Annotated in this window: 2 protein-coding genes and 1 pseudogene; 1 reads left to right on the top strand and 2 read right to left on the bottom strand. The window is 59.0% G+C overall.

Annotated features, from left to right (window positions below; all coding sequences use genetic code 11):
• Positions 1–34: 34 nt before the first annotated feature.
• Positions 35–1,437: pseudogene (tnpC, locus tag P0D80_RS49760) on the bottom strand (IS66 family transposase); the annotation flags it as partial.
• Positions 1,438–1,470: 33 nt separating this feature from the next.
• Positions 1,471–1,638 carry an IS66 family insertion sequence element accessory protein TnpB gene (gene tnpB / locus P0D80_RS49770; protein ID WP_408296004.1) on the bottom strand — a complete coding sequence of 56 codons (168 nt, stop codon included), beginning with the start codon at positions 1,636–1,638 and terminating at the stop codon, positions 1,471–1,473.
• Between the two features lie 32 nt (positions 1,639–1,670).
• Here tnpB and P0D80_RS49775 point away from each other — a divergent pair, with 32 nt between their 5' ends.
• Positions 1,671–1,934, top strand: a complete 264-nt coding sequence (locus P0D80_RS49775) for a DUF5372 family protein (protein ID WP_408296006.1) — start codon at positions 1,671–1,673, stop codon at positions 1,932–1,934.
• Positions 1,935–2,037 lie beyond the last annotated feature (103 nt).

Here is a 2,037-nt window from a genome sequence, read left to right on the forward strand (position 1 = left end):
CTACCTGTCAGGTCCGGTCTAGACTAATACAACTGAAGAGCCAGTTGCGGCGTCCAACCGTGAACGGTCTGATCGCGTTCTCACGCGGGTTGTTTGAGATGGGCCACGCTCCGTTGTTGACGTAGCGAACGAGCTTGGGCCACTGGCCTCGCAGATATTGAAGCGCTTTGCCGAACCCGCTTTGCGGCAGCACCGTGTTCAGATGACGCGATAGCAGCGCCTCGATCTGATCAAGAACTGGCTGACTTCTGGCCTGTCTGAGTTGCTGCCGCTGCTCCGGCGTCATGTGTTCGGATCGTGCCTCAACGGCAAACAGCTGGCCGATCAGCCGAATGAATTCGCTCACCGGATGATTGCCGCCGCGCTGTTCCTTCGGGAGGTCCTCTTCGGCCTCAATCAGGTAACGTCGCGCGTGCGCCCCGCGTCCGAGGTGCACCAGTTGGTTTGTTCGGGCGATTTCGTTGTACGGCTGGTAGCCGTCGTTCATCAACACCGCGCCGGGTTTAATGCCAGCATAGAGCACCGCGGCCTGCGCCGCGCTGCGCTGCGCCGCGCGTGGGACTGTAACTGAACATACGCCTGGTGGTCCAGTACCGTTCATCTGTGCCCACATGTAGCTCTTGCGTTGCGCAGCACGGCCTGGCTCTTTTAGTACCTGCACCGTCGTTTCATCGCCGTAGACGATGTCGGCCTCGAGCAAGTGGTCGCGCATCAGGTTAATCAGCGGCTGCACTGCCGTGTCGACGCGCACTACGCTTGCTGCCAGCGTGCCGCGCGAGAGATCACCACCGAAACGGTGCAGCAACGCGGCGATTCGGTACAGCGGCAGCGCGTCAGCGAACTTACTCACAACCACCCATGCAAGCGCTGATTCAGTGAGTAAGCCTTTCGGGATGATGCGCGCAGGCGCCGGCGTCACCTTGATGCCGAGATCGCGGCAAGGACACGCGTATTTGATTCGCTGGTGCTGAATGACGGAATGACGCGAACCTGCTGCGGCACGATATCGAGTTGCTCGCTGATCTCGGCGCCGATCTCGACCAGCGCGTGGCCGTCGTGTGCGCAGACGCGTTCTAATTCGGGCAACTCATGGCGCACGACCTCGCGAGGCAGCATTGGGTCCAACGGTTTGCGCCCACGCTTCTTGCGTTCATGCGCGCCGACTTCGACGCTCTGTCCCGTTTCGGTCTCTTGCGCCGGCTCGCATCCCGTTGCGAGCGCTTCTGCTTCGTTCAAGAAGAGGTCGCGTTGCTCAGCACCGCGCACTTCGCTCCTAGAGGCAAACAGCTGCCGCTGATAGGCCTTAAGCTTCTTGCGCAGCAAATCGCGTTCGACGGTCACCACACGCAACTCGCCCTTCATGGCAACGAGTTTTGCGCGCAGTGCCTGCAGTTCGTCGGTAGAGGATGAGGATGAGGATGAGGATGGTGGCGGCATCGCTGAATTAGACCAGCGATGCTGGTTCGCGTTTCAGGTCACGCGCTGATAATAGCGCCTTGGATGTGCGCGCATCGCTTCGACGTCGATGCCCTCGAGTAACCAGTGAAGTTGCTCTATTCGCAGCATGAGCACCGCTTCCTTGCGCGGCCATACGAAGCGGTCCCGCTCAAGGCGCTTGTAACATAGCTCGGAATGCAGGCCTTGTTGCTACCTCGGCGCAGCTTGTCCGCATAACTCATCCCTTCCATCCATTAAGTGGCCGGCAGCTCGTCTGCGTTGGCGAGCGCTATAACCGCTCCGGCAAGCGTCTCTTGCTGCGCATCGACGACAAGAGCTTCTGCTCCGTTCCCCCGAAGTGGACCGATATGAGCGAGCCTGATCCTGAAGTCACCATGGGGCAAGAACGTGCGCTGTTCACGGTAGCGGACTTGATGGAGCTTGCTTGCCTCGTGACACGCCTCTCCTCGCACAGGCGAGCTGATAGCGCCAATTAGCTGTAAGCCTAATTTTGCCGTATATGTAAAATAATTAAGGCCGCACATGCTCTGCGTATCGTGGATTAAATCTCGCTTTTACGCTTCTTAACAACGCTTAAGT

It is taken from the genome of Paraburkholderia sp. RL17-373-BIF-A (assembly GCF_046030175.1).
Classification (GTDB): Bacteria; Pseudomonadota; Gammaproteobacteria; order Burkholderiales; family Burkholderiaceae; genus Paraburkholderia.